18 protein-coding genes, 8 tRNA genes and 1 other RNA gene are annotated in these 14,941 nt (G+C 38.9%); 10 read left to right on the top strand and 17 right to left on the bottom strand.

Annotated elements, in window-relative coordinates; translation table 11 throughout:
- Nucleotides 1–22: 22 nt before the first annotated feature.
- From nusG to PERMA_RS05835, 9 genes are all read right to left on the bottom strand, one after another.
- Nucleotides 23–817, bottom strand: coding sequence for a transcription termination/antitermination protein NusG (gene nusG, locus PERMA_RS05875; protein ID WP_015898867.1), 795 nt, complete (start codon nt 815–817; stop codon nt 23–25).
- Between the two features lie 16 nt (nt 818–833).
- Nucleotides 834–1,022, bottom strand: a complete 189-nt coding sequence (gene secE, locus PERMA_RS05870) for a preprotein translocase subunit SecE (protein WP_012675921.1) — start codon at nt 1,020–1,022, stop codon at nt 834–836.
- Nucleotides 1,023–1,048: 26 nt separating this feature from the next.
- Nucleotides 1,049–1,122: transfer RNA gene (locus tag PERMA_RS05865), tRNA-Trp, on the bottom strand.
- An 8-nt stretch (nt 1,123–1,130) separates the two neighbouring features.
- The gene (rpmG, locus tag PERMA_RS05860; RefSeq protein WP_012676766.1) at nt 1,131–1,283 is read right to left on the bottom strand and encodes a 50S ribosomal protein L33; all 153 of its coding nucleotides are present in this window, start codon (nt 1,281–1,283) and stop codon (nt 1,131–1,133) included.
- A 20-nt stretch (nt 1,284–1,303) separates the two neighbouring features.
- The gene (gene tuf / locus PERMA_RS05855; protein ID WP_012675691.1) at nt 1,304–2,494 is read right to left on the bottom strand and encodes an elongation factor Tu; all 1,191 of its coding nucleotides are present in this window, start codon (nt 2,492–2,494) and stop codon (nt 1,304–1,306) included.
- Between the two features lie 40 nt (nt 2,495–2,534).
- A tRNA-Thr gene (locus PERMA_RS05850) sits at nt 2,535–2,607 on the bottom strand.
- 103 nt (nt 2,608–2,710) lie between these two features.
- A tRNA-Gly gene (locus PERMA_RS05845) sits at nt 2,711–2,786 on the bottom strand.
- Nucleotides 2,787–2,795: 9 nt separating this feature from the next.
- Nucleotides 2,796–2,883: transfer RNA gene (locus PERMA_RS05840), tRNA-Tyr, on the bottom strand.
- An 11-nt stretch (nt 2,884–2,894) separates the two neighbouring features.
- A tRNA-Thr gene (locus tag PERMA_RS05835) sits at nt 2,895–2,967 on the bottom strand.
- Between the two features lie 121 nt (nt 2,968–3,088).
- On the opposite strand from PERMA_RS05835, the gene PERMA_RS05830 reads away from it, so the two are divergent.
- The 3 genes from PERMA_RS05830 to PERMA_RS05820 are packed head-to-tail and all read left to right on the top strand — an operon-like array spanning nt 3,089 to nt 4,410.
- The gene (locus tag PERMA_RS05830) at nt 3,089–3,670 is read left to right on the top strand and encodes a YqiA/YcfP family alpha/beta fold hydrolase (protein WP_012676241.1); all 582 of its coding nucleotides are present in this window, start codon (nt 3,089–3,091) and stop codon (nt 3,668–3,670) included.
- Nucleotides 3,663–4,154 carry a peroxiredoxin family protein gene (locus PERMA_RS05825; protein ID WP_012675430.1) on the top strand — a complete coding sequence of 164 codons (492 nt, stop codon included), beginning with the start codon at nt 3,663–3,665 and terminating at the stop codon, nt 4,152–4,154. Before PERMA_RS05830 ends, PERMA_RS05825 begins: the two co-directional genes overlap by 8 nt.
- Nucleotides 4,155–4,164: 10 nt before the next feature.
- Nucleotides 4,165–4,410, top strand: coding sequence for a Sec-independent protein translocase subunit TatA/TatB (locus PERMA_RS05820; RefSeq protein ID WP_012675977.1), 246 nt, complete (start codon nt 4,165–4,167; stop codon nt 4,408–4,410).
- A gap of 22 nt (nt 4,411–4,432) precedes the next feature.
- Here PERMA_RS05820 and PERMA_RS05815 read toward each other — a convergent pair whose 3' ends face one another.
- The 4 genes from PERMA_RS05815 to PERMA_RS05800 form a co-directional block, all read right to left on the bottom strand.
- Entirely contained in the window at nt 4,433–4,819 is a 387-nt protein-coding gene (locus tag PERMA_RS05815) for a hypothetical protein (RefSeq protein WP_015899001.1), read from the bottom strand.
- A 102-nt stretch (nt 4,820–4,921) separates the two neighbouring features.
- Nucleotides 4,922–4,995 (bottom strand) — tRNA-Val (locus tag PERMA_RS05810).
- Nucleotides 4,996–5,007: 12 nt separating this feature from the next.
- Nucleotides 5,008–5,082, bottom strand: a tRNA-Glu gene (locus PERMA_RS05805).
- Between the two features lie 25 nt (nt 5,083–5,107).
- Nucleotides 5,108–5,180, bottom strand: a tRNA-Lys gene (locus PERMA_RS05800).
- Between the two features lie 81 nt (nt 5,181–5,261).
- Between PERMA_RS05800 and PERMA_RS05795 the strand changes: the two genes are divergently transcribed.
- Nucleotides 5,262–7,703 (top strand): AMP-binding protein, encoded by a 2,442-nt coding sequence (locus tag PERMA_RS05795; protein ID WP_015899037.1) that lies wholly within the window; start codon nt 5,262–5,264, stop codon nt 7,701–7,703.
- Here the strand turns inward: PERMA_RS05795 and PERMA_RS05790 are convergent.
- From PERMA_RS05790 to PERMA_RS05780, 3 genes are read right to left on the bottom strand one after another with little or no spacing between them, the layout of a single operon-like run.
- Nucleotides 7,700–7,906, bottom strand: coding sequence for a hypothetical protein (locus PERMA_RS05790; RefSeq protein ID WP_012676015.1), 207 nt, complete (start codon nt 7,904–7,906; stop codon nt 7,700–7,702). The genes PERMA_RS05795 and PERMA_RS05790 overlap by 4 nt on opposite strands.
- Nucleotides 7,907–7,910: 4 nt before the next feature.
- On the bottom strand, nt 7,911–8,678 hold the full coding sequence (locus PERMA_RS05785; RefSeq protein ID WP_015899040.1) for an SAM hydrolase/SAM-dependent halogenase family protein: 768 nt from the start codon (nt 8,676–8,678) through the stop codon (nt 7,911–7,913).
- On the bottom strand, nt 8,678–9,118 hold the full coding sequence (locus tag PERMA_RS05780) for an OmpH/Skp family outer membrane protein (protein ID WP_012676281.1): 441 nt from the start codon (nt 9,116–9,118) through the stop codon (nt 8,678–8,680). Before PERMA_RS05780 ends, PERMA_RS05785 begins: the two co-directional genes overlap by 1 nt.
- A 91-nt stretch (nt 9,119–9,209) precedes the next feature.
- On the opposite strand from PERMA_RS05780, the gene rnpB reads away from it, so the two are divergent.
- The 6 genes from rnpB to PERMA_RS05755 all read left to right on the top strand — a co-directional run bounded on the left by rnpB (nt 9,210) and on the right by PERMA_RS05755 (nt 14,245).
- Nucleotides 9,210–9,587, top strand: an RNA gene (rnpB, locus tag PERMA_RS10615) — RNase P RNA component class A.
- 24 nt (nt 9,588–9,611) lie between these two features.
- Nucleotides 9,612–10,376 carry a tRNA (guanosine(37)-N1)-methyltransferase TrmD gene (gene trmD, locus PERMA_RS05775; protein ID WP_015898843.1) on the top strand — a complete coding sequence of 255 codons (765 nt, stop codon included), beginning with the start codon at nt 9,612–9,614 and terminating at the stop codon, nt 10,374–10,376.
- Nucleotides 10,377–10,405: 29 nt separating this feature from the next.
- Nucleotides 10,406–10,744 carry an Hsp20/alpha crystallin family protein gene (locus tag PERMA_RS05770; RefSeq protein ID WP_012675858.1) on the top strand — a complete coding sequence of 113 codons (339 nt, stop codon included), beginning with the start codon at nt 10,406–10,408 and terminating at the stop codon, nt 10,742–10,744.
- 2 nt (nt 10,745–10,746) lie between these two features.
- Complete coding sequence (gene lon / locus PERMA_RS05765; protein ID WP_012676472.1) at nt 10,747–13,152, top strand: endopeptidase La; 2,406 nt, start codon at nt 10,747–10,749, stop codon at nt 13,150–13,152.
- Entirely contained in the window at nt 13,149–13,616 is a 468-nt protein-coding gene (locus tag PERMA_RS05760; protein ID WP_012675637.1) for an N-acetyltransferase, read from the top strand. The genes lon and PERMA_RS05760 overlap by 4 nt, the downstream gene beginning before the upstream one ends.
- On the top strand, nt 13,613–14,245 hold the full coding sequence (locus tag PERMA_RS05755; protein WP_012675420.1) for a histidine phosphatase family protein: 633 nt from the start codon (nt 13,613–13,615) through the stop codon (nt 14,243–14,245). Before PERMA_RS05760 ends, PERMA_RS05755 begins: the two co-directional genes overlap by 4 nt.
- Here PERMA_RS05755 and ispD read toward each other — a convergent pair.
- On the bottom strand, nt 14,242–14,910 hold the full coding sequence (ispD, locus tag PERMA_RS05750; protein WP_012676251.1) for a 2-C-methyl-D-erythritol 4-phosphate cytidylyltransferase: 669 nt from the start codon (nt 14,908–14,910) through the stop codon (nt 14,242–14,244). The two genes, PERMA_RS05755 and ispD, sit on opposite strands and share 4 nt — an antisense overlap.
- Between the last annotated feature and the right edge of the window lie 31 nt (nt 14,911–14,941).

Here is a 14,941-nt window from a genome sequence, read left to right as displayed (position 1 = left end):
AAAATACACCTCCTTGAGTCTTTTAGATCTTTTCCACCTGGGAGAACTCAAGTTCAACCGGTGTTGATCTTCCAAATATTGATATTGCAACAACCAATTTCTCTTTTTCAGGTATAACTTCCTCTACAACACCTGTAAAGTTCATAAATGGACCTTCAATAATTCTTACCTGATCACCTCTCTGGAAGAGAAGCTTTTTAACTTTTGGAGCTCCTTTCTGGATCTGGCTCAGAACTTTCTCTATATCTTCATCCTTCAGTGGAACAGGCATTCCGCCGGCACTCACAAAACCGATTATAAATGGGGTTTTCTTTATAAGATCTATAAGATCATCGTTAAGCTCTGCTTTAATAAGGAGATATCCCGGGAATACTTTGTTTTCAAGAACAATACGGGCTTCGGTTTTGTTTTCCTTACACTGGATCTTCTGTCCAGGTTTGGATATAGGGCTGTGTGCAACACACTGTTCATCACCTTCAACGCTCTCTAAAACCCTTACCTTTCCATCCTCTATAAGGAATTTTGTGATTCCCTTCTTTCCCATAACATCTATCTCTCTGTTTGCACCTTTAAGGGAGAGCTTGTATTTCTCTTTTCCGAGGGCTTTTATAACAACCTTTTCTTCAGCTGGTACGAGAACCTCATCAACAAGATGCTTCATATTGTTCATCTCAAGCATCTTTATAAGGTTCTCTTTAGCCCTTATCTCAAGGTTTGATTGTGTGTACAGGGCATACCATTTCTTCTTTTTATCTTTCTCTTCTTTATTTACTTCCGTATTTTCAAGATTTTCATTCTGTTTCATCTCTTCAGACATTCAGCTTTTACCTCTTTTATTTGTAAAGGAAGTTAAATATCCTGTCAAAGAGGATATCCAATCCCCATAAATAAACAGAAACGATCAGTGTAAAAACGATCACAGCTATAGTTGCTGTCCTTACAAGCTGTTTAGAAGGCCATGTTACCTTTTTAAGCTCTTCCCTAACTTCTTTAAGAAACTTTATCGCTTCACCTATACTCAACATATCTCTCCATTTTATAGATACAGCGGGGCAAGGAGGACTCGAACCCCCAACCTGCGGATTTGGAGTCCGCTGCTCTGCCAAATTGAGCTATTGCCCCTTCTAAAGCTACTTTATCTCCCTATGTAATGTATGTTTTCTACAGAACTTGCAATACTTTCTGAGCTCAAGTCTGTCTGTATGCTTTCTTTTATTTTTAGTTGTTGTGTAATTCTTTCTCTTACATTCCGTACAAGCTAAAGTTATTATCTCTCTAGGCATTACACTTTCCTCTATTTTTGTTATTCAATTATTTGAGTAACAACACCAGCACCAACAGTTCTACCACCTTCCCTGATGGCAAATCTCATCTGCTCCTCTATAGCTACTGGCTCCATTAACTCTACTGTTAACTCTACGTTGTCCCCTGGCATTACCATCTCCTGCCCTTCCGGTAACTCTACTACCGTACCTGTTATATCTGCTGTCCTGATGTAAAACTGTGGTCTGTATCCAAGGAAGAATGGTGTGTGTCTTCCTCCTTCCTCTTTTGAAAGTATGTATACCTGTGCTTTGAACTTCTTGTGTGGTGTGATTGATCCCGGTGCAGCTAATACCTGCCCTCTCTCTACCTCATCCTTTCCTATTCCTCTTAATAACACTCCTACGTTGTCCCCTGCTACTGCCTCGTCAAGTGTCTTCCTGAACATCTCTATACCTGTCACTACTGTCTTCCTGATCTCGTCTGATAACCCTACTATCTCTACCTCATCTCCTACTTTTAATGTTCCTCTCTCTACTCTTCCTGTAACAACTGTCCCCCTTCCTGATATCGTAAATACGTCCTCTATCGCCATTAAGAATGGTTTGTCTGTCGCTCTCTCTGGTGTCGGTATGTAGTTGTCCATAGCATCTAATAGCTCTTCTATTGATTTAACCCATTTCTCTTCGTCGTTCAGTGCCCCTAACGCTGAACCTCTGATCACTGGTACATCATCACCTGGAAACTCGTACTTGTTCAGTAGCTCTCTTACCTCTAGCTCTACAAGCTCTAATAGCTCCTCGTCATCTACCATGTCACATTTGTTTAAAAATACTACTATGTATGGAACGTTAACCTGTCTTGCTAATAACACGTGCTCCCTTGTCTGTGGCATTGGTCCGTCCGCTGCTGATACCACAAGTATCGCTCCGTCCATCTGTGCAGCACCTGTTATCATGTTCTTGATGTAGTCTGCGTGACCTGGACAGTCAACGTGTGCGTAGTGTCTCTTCTCTGTCTCGTACTCTACGTGTGTGATGTTGATCGTAATTCCTCTGTCTCTCTCTTCCGGTGCCTTATCAATCTCTCCGTACCCTATGAACTCCGCTAACCCTTTCTTTGATAGTACGTATGTTATAGCAGCTGTTAATGTCGTCTTTCCGTGGTCTACGTGTCCTATCGTCCCCACGTTTACGTGCTCTTTCTTCCTCTCAAACTTCTCTCTTGCCATTCTCTTTTTTACCTCCTGTGATCTTTAGTCTGCCTGCCTAAGCCCACGAGCGGACTTGAACCGCCGACCTCACCCTTACCAAGGGTGTGCTCTGCCGACTGAGCTACGTGGGCATAATACAGCTATTTTATTCAAGCAAAAAAATATTATAACAGAGATAGACATTTTTTGTAAAGATTAACTTTTATGATAAATGGAGAACCATAAGTTTGTTAATGGAGCGGGAGACGGGACTCGAACCCGCGACCATCTGCTTGGAAGGCAGATGCTCTACCAGCTGAGCTACTCCCGCATATTCATATGGTGGAGGAGGCAGGATTCGAACCTGCGCAGGCTTTCGCCAGGAGATTTACAGTCTCCCGCCATTGGCCAGGCTAGGCGACTCCTCCTTATTCTAAAGAGCTGGCGGTGGGACTCGAACCCACGGCCTGGTGATTACAAATCACCTGCTCTGCCGACTGAGCTACGCCAGCTTACCTATTCCCACGAGGCTAAATATTTAAGCACAAAAGTTATCTATTGTCAACAATCATTGTTTGAATTTTACAATTTCACTAATATAATATAGTGACTTTAAATTTCAAGGGGTTTGATATGAAATTTCTTTATATTCACGGCTTTAACTCAGCCGGTTATGGAGATAAAGTAAATCATCTAAGAGAAGCCTTTGGCAGTGAAAATGTAATATCTATAAACCTTCCCTATGACCCTGAGAAGGCTGTTGAACTTCTTGAGTATCTTGTAAGAAATCTGAGAGAAGAGCCTTTAATACTTGTAGGAACATCTCTGGGAGGATTTTATGCTCTATACCTCTCCTATAAATATGGGAATAGATCCGTTCTTATAAATCCGGCAGTTGATGCACATATCATACTGAGATCAGAAATAGGACACCACAAGAATTACAAGACAGATGAGGAGTATGAGTTTACAGAGAAACATTTTAGATCCCTGGAGAGATTTTTTGTTCCTTTAGAAAAACTGGAAAATATAAGAGATAGGATATATGTTTATCTTGACGAAGGTGATGAGGTTTTAGATAGCAGGAAAACAGCTGAGTATTTTAAAGATTTTTATGTGAAGCTTTTTCCAGGTGGAGATCATAGATTTAAACATATGCCTGAGCTTATTGAGGATATAAAGAGAATAATAAAAATGGAGGGTAAAAATGGCTAAAGACAAAAGAAAAAAAGTTGGGGAAATAGCTCCTGAGTTTTGTCTGATAGAAGCTGAAGGTAAGGAGGTATGCCTCAGAGATCTTTTAAGTGAAAACAGGCATGTTCTTATATATTTTTCACAGACAGAAGAAAAAAGAAGATGTGACAGATCAGAATGTCCTTTGAAAGAAAATCTTGAAAAGGTTATGAACCTTGGCGTAACAGTAGTTGTTATTGATCCTGATCCTGTTGAGGAACACAAAAGATTTAAACATGATCATGATATAAAATTTCTTATGTTAAGTGATCCTGATATGACAGCTATAAAAGGTTATGGTGTTTATGAAAAGGTTGATGTACATGGTATAGAGAAGGAGAAGATCGTCAGCACTGTTTTTCTACTTGATCCACAGGGAAGAATTGTACAGGTCTGGGAACCTAAAGTCATTGAAGATAACATTGATGATATAATTAAAACTGTTAAAAAACTTCGCGGAATATAGGAGGATTTTTATGATTGGTGGTATTGGAATCTGGGAACTTTTAATAATATTTGGTATTCTTGTCCTTCTTTTCGGGGCAAAAAAACTGCCTGAAATAGGTAAAGGTTTAGGTGAAGGTATAAGAAGTTTTAAAGACTCATTAAGTGGCGAAACAGAAAAAAAAGAAGAGAAGGTAATACCTACTAAAGAGATAGAAGCTGAAGTTACAAAAGAAGAAAAGGTAGAAGCTAAAGAAAAAGAAAAATCTACAGCATAAAAAAGGGGCTTGAGCCCCCCTTTTAATCTCCTTCACCTATATCTTCAGGCTCAGGGGTACATCCAAAAACATTACCGCAGTGTGGGCAGACATAACATTCTCTTGGCTCTTTATCCTCATCCATAACCTCTTCCCAGTATGCTATCCATCCACATTTCGGACAGATTCTGCATTCCTCAAGTAATGTTCCATCTGCAAGCTCAAGTATTCCCTTTTCATTTATATAAACAGGATTTCCTTCCTTATCAATAACAAACTCACCATCAACAGCCCTTAATGGGAGCTGAAGATCGTTGTCAAGTGCCTCTCTAACAGCATCAGATACATCTGAAAACTCTGAGATAACCTCCTGAGTGTATGGGTTTACAAGCTGGTACCTCCCATCTTTTTCTCTTATGAATACTTTCATCTCAACCCTCCTTTTTTTCTTTTACAGTATTTAATTTAAACACTTTTTTAATTTTGGCTAATGTAGATTGTCGGGAGGATTGAGAAAAGGGAGGAAGATGAATGGTCGGTGGAGGATTCGAACCTCCGACCTCCTGCGTGTCGGGCAGGCGCTCTAGCCATCTGAGCTAACCGACCACAAATTAAAAATGCCCCCGACGGGATTCGAACCCGTGTCGCCGGCGTGAAAGGCCGGTGTCCTAGGCCTGGCTAGACGACGGGGGCATAGCGTAAGATTATACCATAAAAGTGAGCCGCCTGGGGGTCGAACCCAGGACCACCGGTTTAAAAGACCGGTGCTCTACCAACTGAGCTAGCGGCTCAACATATTCAACAAGGACTAAATAATTTAATTTAAATTATAAAAATTGTCAAGACGATCACAATATATTAAATTCATATCTATGATATATATCCATAAGGACTCACAGCTTATAGCAGGTAATAAGATTATCAACCATCCTCAGATTGAAAAGAACATAGATATTTTCTCATCAAAATTAGTTATAAAAAAAGACGATCGGGTATGTATTTTCTCAGAGAACAGACCTGAGTGGATATACAGCTTTTTCGGCATATGGAAAAAAGGGGGAATCCCTGTCCCGATAGATTTTATGTCCGTTGAGGAAGAAGTCTCGTACATATTGGGAGATAGCGAACCTTCCTATATATTCTGTTCAAAAGAGAGGTATCCAACCGTTGAAAAGGCCCTGAATATTCTAAAAAAGGATATACCGGTTATCATCTTTGAAGATCTTAAAACAGAAGGCATAAAGGAAAGTATCAGAGAGATAACCGTCTCAGAAGAAGATACAGCTGTGATACTGTACACATCGGGGACAACAGGTCCTCCAAAAGGTGTTATGCTCTCGTATAAAAATCTACTTTCAAACATAAAAAGTATCCATGAAACGGAGATAGCTGACAGCTCTGACAAAACGATAGCCATCCTTCCTTTTCATCATTCCTACCCTTTAATGGTATCAATGCTTGTCCCATTAACACTTGGTGCAACGATAATATTTCTTGAGAAGCTATCCTCCGAAGAGATACTCAACCTTATGAAAAAACATAAAGTATCAATACTTATAGGTGTTCCCCGTCTTTACACACTTTTTCACAGAAAGATATTTGAGAAGATAAACAGCAACTTGATAACCAGAACACTTTTTAATATAACCAAAACGATAAACAACCAGAGTTTAAGTAGAGTTATTTTCAGTAAAGTTCATAAAACATTTGGAGGTAATATCAAATATTTTGTAAGCGGTGGAGCAAAGCTTGATGAGGATATAGCAAAGGATCTTTGGGCTCTTGGATTTAAGATCGTTGAAGGTTACGGACTTACAGAAACATCTCCTATCGTTTCATTTAACCCACCAGAAAAGATAAAACTTGGATCCGTTGGAAAGCCTATAAAAGGTGTTCATGTAAAGATAAAAGATGGTGAGATAATTGTAAAAGGCGACAATGTTATGAAAGGTTACTACAAAAAACCTGAAAAAACAGCGGAGGTTATAAAGGATGGATGGCTTTACACAGGTGATTTAGGTTATCTGGACGATGAAGGATATCTTTATGTTACAGGAAGAAAGAAAGATATTATTGTGCTTCCAACAGGAAAAAATATAAATCCTGAGGAGATAGAATCAAAGATCTTAAAGGTATCAGATCTTGTAAAGGAAGTTGCTGTTATGATGAAGGATGGGCAGCTTTTTGCGCTCGTTTATCCGGACTTCCAGAAGATATCACAGTCAGGAGTTCTGAATATAGAGGAAACTATAAAATGGAATGTTATAGACAAATACAATCTTACAGTCCCAGATTATAAAAGGATATACAGATTCAAGATAGTAAAGAGGGAACTTCCAAAAACAAGGCTTGGAAAGATAAGGAGATTCCTTTTAGACAGATTTCTTGAAGAAGAAAAAGTAATAAAAAGAGAGGTAAAAGAGCCTGATCTTGAGGAGTACAGAATCTTAAAGGAATATCTGAAAAAGGTCAGTAAAAAGGATATCTATCCTGACAGCCATATTGAGCTTGATCTTGGACTTGATTCACTTGAGAAGGTTGAACTTCAGGCCTTTATTGAGAAAACATTTGGTATTGAGATAACGGATCAGCAGTTATCAAATCTCCAGACTGTAGAAGAGCTTTCCAGATACATATCGGAGAAGAAAAAGAAGATAGAGTTTGAGGAAATAAACTGGAAAAAGTTATTTGAAAAAGAGGTGAAGATTGATATAAAAGAGACAGAACTACCTGTATTAATTCTGAAAAAAGTTACAAAGCCTGTATTTAAAGCCTACTTCTCATTAGAGGTGAAGGGACTGGAAAATATACCTTCAGAAAACTTTATACTTGCACCAAATCACCAGTCTTTACTTGACGGTTTTTTCCTTATAGCCTCACTTCCAGATAAAAATCTTGTAGATACATACTTCCTTGCTGAGGAGATATACTTTAGATCTCCTTTAAGAAAACTCCTGGCAAAATACTTCCATATACTCACAGTAAACATAAACAGAGATCTGAAGCTATCGCTCCAGAAAACGGCAACACTTTTGAAGAAAGGGAAAAATGTTGTGATATTCCCTGAAGGGGCAAGAACAAGGGATGGGAAACTTCTGCCTTTCAAAAAGAGTTTTGCGATCCTCAGTAAAGAATTAAACATACCTGTTGTTCCTGTTGCTATAAAAGGTGCTTATAATGTTTTCCCTATCGGCTCAAGATTTCCAAAACCTGGTAAGGTTACAATCACTTTCTTAAAGCCTGTGTATCCGGAGGGTAAAACGGAAGATCAGATTGTAAATGAGACTTACACAGAGATATCAAAAAATATTTAGATCCATGTCCAGATATCAGTTTCTCTACATTTAGGACATGCTGTTCCCTGCTGGTTAAAAAGAGCCGCAAGCTTTCTTCTTTTCTCTATTGATGATCCTGAGCCGACTATTATAGCCATAACCTTTTCTGTCCCGCCATAAAGCTGGGCTTTTTTCCAGTCTGTTATCTCAAAACCACAGTTTGAGCATTTGATAATCAACATCCTCTCACCTTTTTAATTTTATTAATATCCTGTCCCCTTTTTTTAGTTTAAAAATATCCTTACAGCTTCCTTCAGGGACAAAAATCTCATAAAAACCAAAACTTCCTTTGATCAGATTTAAACTTTCTCTTTCCCCTTCCAGGAAACTCTTTACAACTTTTTTAATAGTGATCCCATTAATCTCAATTTCGTAAAAATCTGGAAGCTCTTTAATATTCGTTATACAGTTACCAAACTTATCAAACTTTATTATCTGTCCTGTCATAGTATTATCTTTTATTTCTGGCTCAGGCAGGTTTATTCTTTTAATATCTTTTAACTCTTTTCCTAACATATCTAAAGGAATACCCCTTGATATATAGGCAGACACTGGAGCAAATATATCCCTTCCGTGGAATGTCTCAGTATCCCTTTTCAGCATAAAATCTTCATTCTTTATCTCTATTATCTTCTCAATCTTTTGATCTTTAACTGCAAGTGATACAACACCATTATCAGGAGCTACAAAAAAGTATTTCTCAGTTTTTACTACAATCGGTCTCCTTTCTGTTCCAACACCTGGATCAACAACAGAGACAAAAACTGTTCCTTCTGGAAAGTACCTGTAAGTAGAGGAAAGGATTAAAGCTCCCTCAAGGATATCAAAAGATTCTATACCATGTGTAATATCAACAATACTTACAGCAGGATTTATACTCTTTATAACCCCTTTAACAGCACCAACGAAACCGTCCTCAGTTCCGAAGTCTGTTAAAAGGGCTATAACTCTCATTAATTTTTAAGACTTCCCTTTTTATAGTTTTTGTCAAAATACTTTAAAAACTCGTCTGTTCTGTCATATTTAGGGTTTGCGTACAAAAGGGACTGCTTATCAACAACAAGTGTGTAACCTTTCTCCTTTGAAAACTTCTGGATATTCTCCTGGAGTAATCTCATAAACTTCTCAGCAAGCTCCTGCCTTTTTTTCATCAGCTCCTGCTGTTTTTCTGCAGCATAAGCCTGAAGCTGTGACTGTGTTTCACCTGCCTGCTGTTTTTTCTGTATCTCTTCCTGAAATTTCTGAGCTTCTCTCTCAAGAACGGACTGTGCTTCCTTTCCTGCAGCTGATTGTGAGACTACCTTCTGGATATCAATATAAACTATCCCATCTTCTGCCAGAGAAACCCCAAAAAACGCAAAAAATATTACCAGCGATAGAACTTTTCTAAACATGATGCCTCCATTAAGATTTTTCTCAATTATACTACATTTCAGCATAAGGTTTTCTTGAAAAATCTTACAATGTTATTATAATATCTCTGCCGGTGGTTTCCGGTGCAGCCGCTCCTGCTTTCGCAGGGGAGGAAAGTCCGGACTCCACAGGGCAGGAAGCTGCCGAAAGGCAGGCAGGGGTAACCCTGCGGAAAGGGCAACAGAGAGTAGACCGCCTGTCCCGATAAACTTAAAGTAGGTGTTAGCACCGAAAGGTTTATCCGGACAGGTAAGGGTGAAACGGTGGGGTAAGAGCCCACCAGCTGTCAGCGTGAGCTGACAGGCTCGGCAACCCCCTTCCGGAGCAATCCCAAATAGGGGAACGTTTGAGGGTGGCCCGCCCGAATGCCTGAAAAGGCTACGTTCCCGGGTAGGGAGCTGAGATAAATGGCTGCGTCAACAGAATCCGGCTTACTGGAGGCCACCGGTAAAAATAAATAGATGTGTGATGAAAATGAAGTTCTTTGTCTTAACAATATTTCCCCAGTTCTTTGAAGGCTTTATAAATACGGGTATTGTATCAAGGGCTGTAAAAAAAGGTATCGTTGATATAAAAAGCGTAGATCTGAGAGATTTTACTGAGGATAAGCACAGAACTGTTGATGATGTAGTCTACGGCGGCGGTCCAGGTATGCTTTTAAAACCTGAACCTATTTTTAAAGCATACGACAGCATAACTGAAAAAGGTCATAAACCTTACGTCCTTATCACAGAACCTTGGGGTAGAAAGTTTGACCAGAAATTTGCTGAGGAGTTATCAAAGAAAGAAGAGATAATGATAATCTGTGGAAGATATGAAGGTGTTGATGAGAGAGTAAAAAGCATTGTTGATGAGGAGGTATCTATAGGAGATTTTATACTCTCAGGTGGAGAACCAGCAGCCCTTGTTATAATGGATGCTGTTATAAGGCTTATTCCCGGTGTTGTAGGTGACAGTGAGAGCTTAAATGCTGACTCGTTCAGTAATGACGGTTTACTTGGATATCCTAACTACACAAGACCTGCAGAGTACAGAGGAATGAAAGTTCCTGAAGTTCTGAGATCAGGGAACCATAAACTGATCAAGTTATGGAGAAGATGGAAGCAGATTGAAAAAACAGCTGTCAGAAAACCAGAGCTTCTGAAAAAAGCAGATCTTTCAGACAGTGACAAAAAGATCATTGATGCTATAAAAAAAGGTTTATCCTTTGAAGATTTTTTAAAGAAATATAAGGTATAATTCATTTACAAACTGATGAGGTAGTTCAGATGGTTTCTAAAGAAAAACCACCTGTAGATATTGTTGAGGAGAATGACAGTTTCATCATAATTATGGATCTTCCAGGTGTTTTACCTGAGGATATTGAGATAAAAGGTGATGAGAACAGTATAACTATTCAGGGAATAAAAAGACCTCTGATCGCAGGTAAGTATGTGATTATGGAGAGATCAACAGGAAGATTTAAAAGAAAGGTTGTATTTAAGGATCATATAAATATTGAAAATGCTTACGCAAAAATGGAAAATGGTATTTTATTTATAAAGGTTCCAAAAGCTATGGACAAACTAATCATTAATACCAAAATCAAGATACTGATCAGGAGGTAAGAATGGCTCTGTCCCTATTTGATGAAGAAACAAACATGGAAGCTCCTATACCTGAAGAACTTCCACTTCTTCCTATAAGAGACCTTGTTATATTCCCTTACATGGTTTTCCCTATCTTTGTTGGAAGACCTTTTTCAATAAAAGCTATTGAAGAAGCCATAGAAAGTCACGACAGATATATATTTCTGGCTCTACAAAAAGACAAAGATATAGAAGAGCCTACAAAGGATGATCTTTATGAGATAGGAACCGTTGCAACAATCCTCCGTATGATGAAACTGGAGGATGACAGGATAAAAATACTCGTTCAGGGTGTAGCAAGGGGGAAAATAAAAGAGTTCATAAAAGAAGACAACCTGTATAAGGTAAAGCTTGAGGTTTTAGAAGAACCTAAACCGCCTGAAGAGAATATTGAGGTTGAAGCTCTCATACACTCAATCAAGGATCTTTTAGATAAATCTATAGCCCTTGGTAAACAGGTACTTCCAGATCTTGTTGAGATAATAAGAACTCTTGAAGAGCCAGGAAAGCTTTCTGATCTTGTGGCATCAATACTTGATCTAAAATCACCTGATGCCCAGAAGATACTTGAGATCGTTGATCCTGTTGAGAGATTAAGATACGTTCATGACCTATTTATAAAAGAGGTTGGGCTCCTTGAGATACAGCACAAGATAAGAACAGCAGCAAGAGAATCTATGGAGAAAGATCAGAGGGAGTACTTCCTGAGACAGCAGATAAAGGCTATCCAGGAAGAGCTTGGAGAGAAAGATGAGAGACAGGAAGAGGTAGAACAGTACAGGAAAAAGATTGAAGAAGCAGGCATGCCTGAGGATGTGAGAGAGGAGGCTGAGAAACAGCTTAAAAGACTTGAGAAGATGCACCCTGACTCTGCAGAGGCAGGTGTAATAAGAACATACCTTGACTGGCTTGTTGAACTTCCCTGGAGTAAGAGAACAAAGGATAAACTTGATCTCAAGAGGGCAAAAAGAATACTGGACGAGGATCATTACGATCTTGAGAAGGTAAAAGAGAGAATACTTGAGTATCTTGCCGTCCAGAAACTTAAAAAAGAAAAATCTATGAAAGGTCCTATACTATGCTTTGTTGGACCACCTGGAGTTGGTAAAACCTCTCTCGGGAAATCCATAGCAAGATCTCTTGGGAGAAAGTTTGTAAGACAGTCCCTTGGTGGCGTTAGAGATGAGGCTGAGATAAGGGGACACAGAAGAACATATGTTGGTGCTTTACCAGGAAGGATCATACAGGCTATAAAACAGGCAGGTACTAAGAATCCTGTGATAATGCTTGATGAGGTTGATAAACTTGCATCAGACTTTAGAGGGGATCCTGCCTCAGCGTTACTTGAGGTTTTAGATCCTGAACAGAACAGAGAGTTTACGGATCATTACCTTGGCGTTCCTTTTGATCTATCTGAGGTTATGTTTATATGCACAGCAAACAGGATAGACACAATACCAAGACCTTTACTTGACAGAATGGAGGTTATAAGAATACCCGGTTACTCTGAAGAGGAAAAGCTTTATATAGCAAAGAACTATCTTATCCCAAGACAGCTTAAAGAGAACGGTCTGAGCCAAAAATATGTTGAGTTCACAGACTCAGGACTGAGATTTTTAATAAGGCATTACACAAGGGAAGCCGGTGTTAGAAGTCTTGAGAGACAGATAAATGCTGTATTGAGAAAGATAGCAAAGGAGATAGCCCTTAAAGGTAAAAAGAAAAAGTACAGAATAACAAAATCACTTGTTAAGAAATTCCTTGGTGCTCCATTATACATGCCAGAAAAGGAAAAATCAGATGAGATCGGTGTTGTTACTGGCCTTGCATGGACAGAGGTTGGAGGTGAGATACTGAAGATTGAAGCAACAAGAATGCCTGGAAAGGGACAGCTGATACTGACAGGATCACTTGGTGATGTTATGAAAGAGTCAGCGATGACAGCACTATCATACGTAAAATCAAAGTCTGAGGAGTATGGAATAGACCCTGAAGACTTCCAGAAGTATGATACACATGTACACGTACCTGCCGGAGCTATACCAAAGGATGGTCCTTCTGCAGGTATTTCAATAGCAACAGCTATATGTTCACTGTTTATGAATCTTCCTGTAAGGGCTGATGTTGCAATGACCGGTGAGATAACATTAAGGGGAAAAGTACTTCCTGTTGGTGGATTGAAAGAAAAGATACTCGCTGCTAAGAGAGCTGAGATAAAGGATGTGATCCTTCCAAAGGACAATAAAGATGAGGTTATGGAAGATCTGCCACCATTTGCAAGAAAGAATATAAACCTTATATTCGTTGATCATATTGATCAGGTTTTCAAGATAGCTATAAAGGATTTTGAGAAAAAGATAAACAAAAAGGGTAATAAAGAGAGTTGACAGGTATAAGAAAGGCGAATGTAAAGGATGCCCACCAGATATTCAAAATACTCCAGAGTTACGCCATAAAGGGCATCCTTCTTCCAAGAAGTCTGAACAGCATATACGAGCATATAAGGGATTTTTTCGTCTATGAGATAGATGGGAAGATAGCAGGTGTTTGCTCACTTCATATCTTCTGGGAAGATCTTGCTGAGATAAAATCCCTTGCAGTTCTCCCTGAATATCAGGGAAGGGGTATAGGTAAGAAACTTGTAGAAAGATGTATAGAGGATGCAAGATCACTTGGTGTAAAAAAGGTTTTTGCTTTGACCTACGTTCCACAGTTTTTTGAAAAACTTGGCTTTAGAACTGTTGAAAAATCAGAGTTTCCACAGAAGGTATGGACAGAGTGCATCCACTGTGTGAAGTTCAATGAGTGCAGCGAAGTTCCCGTTCTCTTAAATTTAGAGGATCAGTCATGAAAAGGCTTATACTTTGCAGACATGGAGAGAGTGAGTACAACGCAAAAAGAATAATTCAGGGCCATATAGACACAGATCTTACACCTGCAGGTGTTGTCCAGGCAAGACTCGCAGGGGAAGAGCTTAAAAAATTTAATATCCAGAGAGTTTTCAGCTCAGATCTAAAGAGAGCATTCAGAACTGCACAGATAATAGCTGATGTTCTGGATATGGATATCACAAAGGATAAAAGAATAAGGGAGATGAGCTTTGGTGAATGGGAAGGAAGAACATACGATCATATATTTGAGACGGATTACCAGACTTTCCAGAACTGGCTTAAAAATCCTGTAGCGTGCCCCCTTCCATACCAGGAAGATATTGAGAATTTCAGATCAAGACTTGAATCATTTATAAAGGACATACTGAAACTTCCAGAGGATAACATACTTATCGTAGCCCACGGTGGATCTATCCAGGGTATAATCTGTATTATGACAGGTTTAGGGCTTGAAAATCTCTGGGCTTTAAAACATACAAACACCGGAATCTCGGTTTTAGAAACTGACGGCAGAAAAACAGAGATAAAACTTCTCAACTACTCAAAACATCTTGAGACAGAAAAGAGAACAGAAACGGTTATACTCTAAAAAGGTGTCTTCTCTTTTGCAAGACAGTTTGCAAGTATCATATCTTCCTTTGTTGTTATCTTAAAGTTAAGAACAGATCCTTCATTTACAGTTACACTGTAACCGTACTTTTCCATAAGAAAAGCATCATCCGTCCCAAAAATCTTATCTCTAACAGCTTTTTCATGGGCATCAAGAACTTTTTTATAATCAAACGTCTGTGGTGTCTGAACTATATATAGCTCTTCCCTGTTTAATGTCTGAACCACCTTTTTATCCCTGACCCTTTTTACAGTATCCCTCGCTTTTAAAGCTGTAATACTGCCGTCCCATCCAGATTTAACATTTTTTATACCATCTATAAACATCCTTTCGGTAGCAAAAGGTCTTGCAGAATCATGAATAACAACAATATCTGCATCTTCTATTGATCTTAACGCATTATAAACAGATTCCTGTCTTTCCCTACCACCGGGAACCTTTATAACATTTTTAAACGAAAATATCTTTACTCTATCTATATCCTCTTCAGGAAGTACAAGAACTATCTCAGATATAAGATCAACCTTATTTATAGTATTAAGGGAATACTGGAATACAGGCTCTCCCTTCAGTTTTATAAACTGCTTTTTCTCACCCATTCTTCTTCCTTTCCCTGCAGCCAGTAAAACAGCCGTTACCTTCATTGCAAACTCCTTGAATTAAAATTAAAAAGAT

Origin of the sequence: Persephonella marina EX-H1, assembly GCF_000021565.1 — a bacterium.
Classification (GTDB): domain Bacteria; phylum Aquificota; class Aquificia; order Aquificales; family Hydrogenothermaceae; genus Persephonella; species Persephonella marina.
The sequence above is the reverse complement of the archived record's forward strand: the minus strand, read 5'-3'. Positions and strand labels throughout refer to the sequence as shown.